We start from the raw sequence: 1098 nt of genomic DNA, 5'->3' as shown, positions 1-1098 counted from the left end.
GGCGGTCTCAAGTTCCAAGTGCAACGCTATTGAAGGATGCTCGGACCTTCGACCGATTTCTTGAGCACCTCGGCGTAGACTTCCAGTGGCGTTCGCCAGTCCAGGGTTTTGCGCGGCCGCGTGTTCAGTGAGTCGGCGATCTTGTCGAGTTCTTCCTGGCTGTAAACGGATAGGTCAGTCCCTTTAGGCAGGTACTGCCGCAACAGACCATTGGTATTCTCATTGGAGCCCCGCTGCCATGGGCTATGCGGGTCAGCGAAGTAGATCGCCGTCCCGGTCTTCTGGGTGATCTCGGCATGTTTTACCATCTCTCTGCCCTGATCGTAGGTCATCGACAGCCGCAGCGAACGTGGTACTTCATTGAGCTTGTCGCTGAAGCCAACGGCGGCGGCTGTGGCGGTGGTCCCATCCACTTTCGCGAGAATGACCAGTCGGGTGGTGCGCTCCACCAGCGTACCGACGGCAGAACGGTTGTTGGCGCCGATGATGAGATCGCCTTCCCAGTGGCCAGGCATCAGACGGTCTTCGATATCAGGCGGTCGTGCGTGGATGCTGACCAGATCGGGGATCTGCTGGCGTCGATCTGTACCACGGTTTCTTGGCCGACGCTTGCCGTTGCCCTGCCGCAGGCAGGCGATAAGCTCCTTCTTGAGGCTACCGCGGGGCATGACATAGAGCGCGTTATAGATGGCCTCGTGAGAGACTTGGCGACGTGAATCGTTGGGAGACATGCGCTTCAGTGTGCGTGCTATCTGTTGCGGTGACCAGTACTTGCGCAGCAGATGGATCACGACCTCGAACAACTCTCCGTCGGGATGCAGCTTGGGGCGCTGACGTGGCCAATGACGCGTTAGGCGGGCCCGGTAGCCTGCGAGGCTGGCATCGTAGCCCTTGATGGAGTCAACCGTATGGCGAGCGATTTCACGCGATACGGTACTCGGGGCACGGCCCAGATGACAGGCAATAGCTCGGATCGAGTGAGTCGCTCGCATCATCATGATGGCAGCTCGGTCTTCAGCAGTAAGGTGGCGATAGCAGTAGTTCATGGCAACACGGTACCTGATGGGTTACGTGTTGCACTTGGTCATTGAGACCGCC

At 58.7% G+C, this 1098-nt stretch carries 1 protein-coding gene; it reads right to left on the bottom strand.

All coding sequences use genetic code 11. The features are described 5' to 3' along the window. Positions 1–26: 26 nt before the first annotated feature. Positions 27–1046, bottom strand: coding sequence for an IS30 family transposase (locus L1075_RS15615; protein ID WP_040239779.1), 1020 nt, complete (start codon positions 1044–1046; stop codon positions 27–29). Positions 1047–1098: the final 52 nt, after the last annotated feature.

This window comes from Chromohalobacter beijerinckii (assembly GCF_023061185.1).
Taxonomy (GTDB): domain Bacteria; phylum Pseudomonadota; class Gammaproteobacteria; order Pseudomonadales; family Halomonadaceae; genus Chromohalobacter; species Chromohalobacter beijerinckii.
This window is presented reverse-complemented; position numbering and strand designations above follow the sequence as displayed.

What these genes read in the sequence shown, in the direction of transcription:
- L1075_RS15615 (WP_040239779.1), bottom strand. Translation starts at nt 1,046, where the DNA reads ATGAACTACTGCTATCGCCACCTTACTGCTGAAGACCGAGCTGCCATC.